5 protein-coding genes are annotated in these 6,222 nt (G+C 74.0%); 4 read left to right on the top strand and 1 reads right to left on the bottom strand.

Annotated elements, in window-relative coordinates:
• Positions 1 to 537: 537 nt before the first annotated feature.
• Positions 538 to 1,620 carry a UDP-N-acetylmuramate dehydrogenase gene (locus tag NUM_RS23330; protein ID WP_207127049.1) on the bottom strand — a complete coding sequence of 361 codons (1,083 nt, stop codon included), beginning with the start codon at positions 1,618 to 1,620 and terminating at the stop codon, positions 538 to 540.
• Between the two features lie 132 nt (positions 1,621 to 1,752).
• Here NUM_RS23330 and NUM_RS23325 point away from each other — a divergent pair, with 132 nt between their 5' ends.
• The 4 genes from NUM_RS23325 to NUM_RS23310 all read left to right on the top strand — a co-directional run bounded on the left by NUM_RS23325 (position 1,753) and on the right by NUM_RS23310 (position 6,218).
• Complete coding sequence (locus NUM_RS23325; RefSeq protein WP_207127048.1) at positions 1,753 to 2,523, top strand: maleylpyruvate isomerase N-terminal domain-containing protein; 771 nt, start codon at positions 1,753 to 1,755, stop codon at positions 2,521 to 2,523.
• A 130-nt stretch (positions 2,524 to 2,653) separates the two neighbouring features.
• On the top strand, positions 2,654 to 3,415 hold the full coding sequence (locus tag NUM_RS23320) for a maleylpyruvate isomerase family mycothiol-dependent enzyme (RefSeq protein ID WP_207127047.1): 762 nt from the start codon (positions 2,654 to 2,656) through the stop codon (positions 3,413 to 3,415).
• 187 nt (positions 3,416 to 3,602) lie between these two features.
• Positions 3,603 to 4,523 carry a helix-turn-helix domain-containing protein gene (locus tag NUM_RS23315; protein ID WP_207127046.1) on the top strand — a complete coding sequence of 307 codons (921 nt, stop codon included), beginning with the start codon at positions 3,603 to 3,605 and terminating at the stop codon, positions 4,521 to 4,523.
• 174 nt (positions 4,524 to 4,697) lie between these two features.
• Positions 4,698 to 6,218 (top strand): serine hydrolase domain-containing protein, encoded by a 1,521-nt coding sequence (locus NUM_RS23310; RefSeq protein ID WP_207127045.1) that lies wholly within the window; start codon positions 4,698 to 4,700, stop codon positions 6,216 to 6,218.
• Positions 6,219 to 6,222 lie beyond the last annotated feature (4 nt).

Raw genomic sequence — 6,222 nt, 5'->3', positions numbered from 1 at the left:
CGTGGGGAGCGGGCTTCGCCCCTCCCCACACCCCTCCCCATCAAGGGGGCAGTCGCCCCCTTGACATCCCCTGCCCGGGACCGGTGTTCAGGCAGGACGCCGCCTGGCCCGCTTCGAAACAACGGGGCCCGGTGCGGCCTGCCCATCGACGCCCAGCCCGCCACGACAACCACCCCCACCCCGCCCGCAACACGGCGCGAAGCGAAGCGAAGCGGGCGTGGCCGTGATGGGTAGGCCGGGCCGTGCCCCGTTCTTCTTCGACGGCTGCTTGGCGTCGATGGGCATCCTCACCGGAGGCTGGGCGGGGATGGCCAAGGGGGCGGCCCCCTTGGCGGGGAAGGAGCGCGAGGAGGGGGCGAAGCCCTCTCCTCGCATTCCCCCACAAGGGGTCAAAACCGCGGACAGAGGTGGCCTTTACAACGCCAGCCCGAGCCCGCGCCAGCGGATAGAGGTGGCCTTCACACCGCCAGCAACAGCGAACGCCGCCGCGACCCGAGCGCTTCGGGAAGCACCTCAGCGCAAAGAGGTGCCCCCCGCTCAGTGCATGGAGGTGTTGACGAGGACGGGTTCGGGGTGGAGGGAGACGTCGAAGGTCTTGTGGACGCCGGCGGCGATCTCCCGGGCCAGATCGAGCAGCTCGGCGGTGCTGCCGTGGTCGGCGTTGGTGAGGGCGAGGGTGTGCTTGGTGGAGATCCGGACCGGGCCGGGGCCGTACCCCTTGGTGAAGCCGGCGCGCTCGATCAGCCAGGCGGCGGGGACCTTGACCCGGTCGCCGGACTCCGGCCAGGACGGTACGGGCACGTCCGCGCCGAGCAGGTCCGCGCACCGGGCGGACAGCGCGGCGAACTCGTCGGCGGACAGGACCGGGTTGGTGAAGAACGAGCCGGCGCTGCGGGTGTCCGGGTCGGCCGGGTCGGCCGGGTCGAGCACCATGCCCTTGGACCGGCGCAGCTCCAGCACCGCGTCCCGGACCAGCGGCAGCGGCACCCGGTCGCCGACCTCGACGCCGAGGGCACGGGCCAGCTGCTCGTACCGGATCGGTTCGGACTCGCCGCCCTCGCGCAGCACGAACGCGACCGACAGCACCACCCACCGGTCGTTGCCCTTGAACAGGCTGGACCGGTAGCCGAACGCGCAGTCGTCGGCGCGCATCGCGGCGGTCCGCTGCTCGACCCGGTCGTACACGGTGACCTCGACGATGGTGTGCGAGACCTCCTGGCCGTACGCGCCGACGTTCTGGATGGGCGTTGCGCCGGCCGCGCCGGGAATGCCGGACAGGCACTCGATCCCGGACCATCCCTGGGCGACGGTGGCCTCGACCACCGCATCCCAGTCCATCCCGGCCGGTACCGTCACCGCGACCCGGCCGTCGCCGCCGCGGCCGAAGCCGAGCCCGTCGCCGCCGGTGCGCAGCAGGACCGCCGTACCGGGGAACCCTTCGTCCGCGATGACCACGTTCGACCCGCCGCCGAGCAGCAACAACGGCTCGCCGGTGGCGTCCGCGGCGCGTACCGTCGCGACGATCTCGTCGGAATTGGTGACCTCGACCACACGTTGCGCAGGGCCACCGAGGCCGAGCGTCGTGTAGCGACCCAGAAACTCTTGACTGACGTCCTGCACCCGGTCAGCCTAAGCTCGAAGTATCCAGCCATCCCAGCGGATGGGGGTGCACACGATGAGCGAGCGCCAGCGAGCGAATCAGAGGTACTGCGCGTCGTGCCTCCTCGGGCTTCCGACGAAGGAGGAAGGCCGATGAGCAGGATTCCGGTCCGGCCGGGCAAGGACTTCTGGCTGGCATCGCTGCGCCACGACGGCGTGCTGCTCGGCGAGTCGGCGGTCGGCGACGCCCTCGAACTGCCGGTACCCAGCCGGGTCGACCGCACCGTCGGCGACCTGCTCGGCACGCTCGGCGCCGAGTACCGGTGGGTGCGCGAGCACGTGACCCGCGGCGAGACGAGCCGCCCCGACCGGCCGCTGCCCGAGCCGCCGCACGGGCTGGCGCTGCTCGACTGGTGGCTCGACGCGTACCGCGACCTGCTCGCCACGTTCGACGAGCTCGACCCGGACCTGCCGGCGTGGAACTGGGCGCCGCAGCCGAAGCAGGCCCGGTTCTGGATGCGTCGCACCGCGCACCTGACCGCGCTGGACCGGTGGGACGTGCAGCTCGCCACCGGCACCCCGGCGCCGCTGGAGGCGAAGGCCGCCGCCGACGGGGTGACCGAGCTGTTCGACACGATCCTGCCGGCACGCCGCCTCGCCCGGCACGACCCGACCGGTACCGTCCGGCTGCTCGCCACCGACACCGGCGCCGAGTGGCTGGTCCGGCTGCGCGCGGAGGGCATGGCGCTGCTGGACAACAGCGGCCACACCACCCCGGCGGTGCGCGCCGTGGCCGCCGGTACCGGCAGCGACCTGCTGCTCGCGCTGACCGGCCGGATCTCGTTCGACCTGGTCGGTACCGCCGGCGAGGCGCGGCTGCTCGACCAGCTGCGGCCCGACCGCCGCCGCACCCTCGACTCCTGACCCGGCGCCGGATCCGCCCCGGGGCGCCCCGAGCGTGGCGATCCGGGCGGCTTCTGCTATCCCTAGAGGGCCCTGCGTCGCCGTGCCGCGCCGGGCTCTTCGCGGTACGTACCGGAAACGGGGGAACGCCATGACCTTGACCTCGGCCAGGCCGGACAAGGTGTTCTGGCTGTCGGCGATCCAGCGGGAGGCGGCCGCGCTGCGCGCCGTCACGGCGGTCGACGACGCGCTCGCCAGCCCGGTACCAAGCTGCCCCGGCTGGACGGTCGCCGACCTGTTCCGGCACACCGGCGCCGGGCTGCGCTGGATCGCCGGGCACGTCGTGCGGGGCGAGACCGGCTCGCCCGGTGATCCGTCCACCGACGGCGCACCCACCGGCGACGACCTGCTGCCCTGGTGGGACGCCGCGCTCGCCGCCGCGCTGACCGCGCTGGACGGTACCGAGCCGGACCTGCCGGCGTGGAACTGGGCGCCGCAGGACAAGGTCGCCCGGTTCTGGTACCGCCGGGTCGCGCACGAGCTCGCCGTGCACCGCTGGGACGGGCAGGTCGCGGTCGGGCTGCCGGAGCCGATCGAGACCACGCTCGCGGTCGACGGTGTCGACGAGGTGCTCGACACCTGGCTGCCGGCCGACGGCGGGCTGGCCAAGACCGGCGACGGCGTCGTCCAGCTCATCGCCGACGACTCCGAGGACAGCTGGATCGTCCGGGTCCGCAGCGGCGCCATCTCGCTGCTGGACACCGCCACCCTGCTGCCCGAGGAACACCCGCTGCAGACCCAGGTCAGCGGGTCGGCCAGCGACCTGGAACTCGCGCTGTACGGGCGGGTCCCGTTCGACATCCTCACCGTCACCGGCGACGAGGCGCTGCTCGACTGCCTCCGGGTCGGCTGACCGATCCAGGCTCGCCCGTCCAGCACGGCCCACCCCCAGCCCGGACTGCCCCCCAGGCCGGACTGCCCCTGCAGCGCGGCCTGCCCCCGATCCGGACTGCCCCGGCAGCACGGCTTGCCACGGCAGTACGGATTGCTCCTCCAGGACGGCTTGCTCCTCCAGCAGGGGGAGCAGGCACAGTGGGTGCATGACCAGCGGCGCGCACCTCGCGATCGGTGACCTGGCCCGGCTGAGCGGGCTGTCGGTCAAGACCGTCCGGTTCTACTCCGACCTGGGGTTGGTGCCGCCGGCCGGGCGCACCGCGGCGGGTCAGCGCCGGTACGACGCGGCCGCGGTGGCCCGGCTCCGGTTGGTACGCACGCTGCGCACGCTCGGGCTCGACCTCGGCACCGTGGGCGCGATCCTGCGCGGCGAGGCCTCCCTCACCGACGTCGCCGCGGTACGGGTCGAGGCGGTCACCGAGCAGCTGCGCGCGCTGCGCTGGCAACGCGCGGTGCTCGCCGCGGTCGCCGCACACGGCATCGACCCGAAGGAGACCGACCTGATGAGCATCCTGTCCGACGACGACCGCGCCGCCCTGATCGGCGACTTCCTCGACACCGTCTTCGCCGGTCTCGACCTCGACGGCGTGCCGCGCTCGCTGACCCCGGAGCTGCCGGACGATCCCGACGCGGCCCAGGCGGCCGCCTGGCTGGAGCTGACCGAGCTGCTCGGCGACGACGGCTTCCGCGCGGTACTGCGGCGCACCGCCGAGCAGTTCGAGGCGGACCGGGTGGCGCAGGACGCGGTCGCGGGCAGCCGGATCCCCCGCCCGGACGCGGTCGCGCTGGCCCTGGACGAAGCCCGGTCGGCGCTCGCGGCCGGCGTGGCGCCCGACTCGCCCGCCGCCGCGGCGGCCGTCGCCGCGCTGACGGAGCGGTACGCGGCGACGCTGGGGCGGCCGGCGGATGGCGCCGTCCGTACCCGGCTGGCGGCGCGGCTGGAGACCGCCGCGGACCCGCGGCGGCAGCGTCACCTGGAGCTGCTGTCGGTGGTCAACGGCTGGCCCGCGCTGCCCGTGGAGACCGACCCGATCGCCTGGTCCCGGGCGGCGCTGGCCGCCTCGTGACCGACCCGATCGCCGCGTCCCCCGGCGACACTCGCCGCCTCGTGACCGACCCGATCGCCTGGTGCGCGGCGGTACACGCCGCATCGTGACCGGGCGACCCCTGACGAAGGTCGGGGGTCGGTGCTGTCGTTCGGGCAATGTGGCCGGACACCCTCGCTCCATACCGTCGCTGTCATGGAACGACAGACACGTGCGCGCAGGCTGCCCACCGGCGCGCGGAAGCCCTCGACACGCCGGAGACTCGGTGCCGGGCTCGCCGCGCTGGTGATGCTGCTGCTGGCGGTGCCGCTGACCACGCCGGCCACGGCAGCGCCGGCCAGGACGGTCGACGGGGCCACGATCGACCGGTTCGTCCGGGCCTACCTGCACCGCACCGGGCTGCCCGGCGCCGAGGTGGCGGTCACCCGCGGCGACCGGGTGGTGCGGGTCGCCGGTTACGGGCACGACTCGGCCGGCCGGTCGGTCACCGCGCGCACGCCGATGCCGGTTGCCTCGCTGAGCAAGTCGTTCACCGCGCTCGCCGTGCTGCAACTGGTCGAGCAGGGCCGGGTCGACCTCGACGCCCCGGTGCACCGGTACCTGCCGGAGTTCCGGCTGGCCGACCCGCGCGGCGCCCGGATCACCGTCCGCCAGCTGCTCGACCAGACCTCCGGCATGTCCGACGCCGAGTTCCCCGACCTGCGGCTGGCCCAGCCGAGCACGCTGCCCGGCGCGGTGCGCCGGCTGCGCTCCGCCCGGCTGGACAGCGCCCCCGGCGCGAGGTTCCACTACCACAACCCGAACTACCAGGTCGCCGGTCGGCTGATCGAGGTGGTCAGCGGCGAGTCGTACTCGACCTACCTGCGCCGGCACGTCTTCGCGCCGCTGGGCATGACGGCGAGCCGCACCATGCTGAGCACCCGGGAGATGACCGGCCTGCCGGAGGGGCACATCCGCGCCTACGGGCTGGCGATCAGCGAGCCGGAGCCGATCTGGTTCACCGGCGGCAGTCACGGCATCGTGACCACCGCGACCGACCTGTCCCGCTGGCTGATCACCCAGCACGCCGGCGGGGTCGGGCCGAGCGGCCGGCGGATCGCGTCGGCGGCCACCATCCGGCTGTCACACACCCCGCAACCACACGCCAGCTCGTACGCGTTCGGTTGGCGGCGCCAGCACGTACCGGGCGGGCCGGTGGAGATCCGGCACAACGGCGAGCTGTTCACCTACACCGCCGAGCAGATCCTGCTGCCCGAGTCCGGGTACGGCATCGCGGTGCTGACCAACACCGGTCTGTCGGTCGAGAACGACAGCGCGGTGCTCGCCGACGGGTTGGTCGACCTCGTCACCGGCCACGACCCGGGTGCCCGCCGACCGGGCGGCAGCTACGCCGACTGGGTGCTCGCCGGGCTCACCGTCGTCGTCCTCGCCCTCGGTGTCCTGGGTGTCTGGCGGGCCCGGCGCTGGACCGCGCGGCCGCGCCGGTGGTGGCGGTGGGCGCTGCTCCTGCCGTACCTGGCGCCGGTGGTGCTGCTCGCCGGTCTGCCGTCGATCGTCGGGTTCGTGTTCGGTGGCCGCGCTGGCGGGTTCGTGCACATCGCGTACGTGTGGCTCGCGCTGGTGCTGTTCTTCGTCGCGGCGAGCCTGGCCGGCCTGGCCGTACCGATCGCCCGGGCAGCCTGGGTGCTGCGTCGCCGCCGTGCCTCGGCCCAGTAGCGTC

The organism is Actinocatenispora comari (genome assembly GCF_017312725.1).
Classification (GTDB): domain Bacteria; phylum Actinomycetota; class Actinomycetes; order Mycobacteriales; family Micromonosporaceae; genus Actinocatenispora; species Actinocatenispora comari.
The sequence above is the reverse complement of the archived record's forward strand: the minus strand, read 5'-3'. Positions and strand labels throughout refer to the sequence as shown.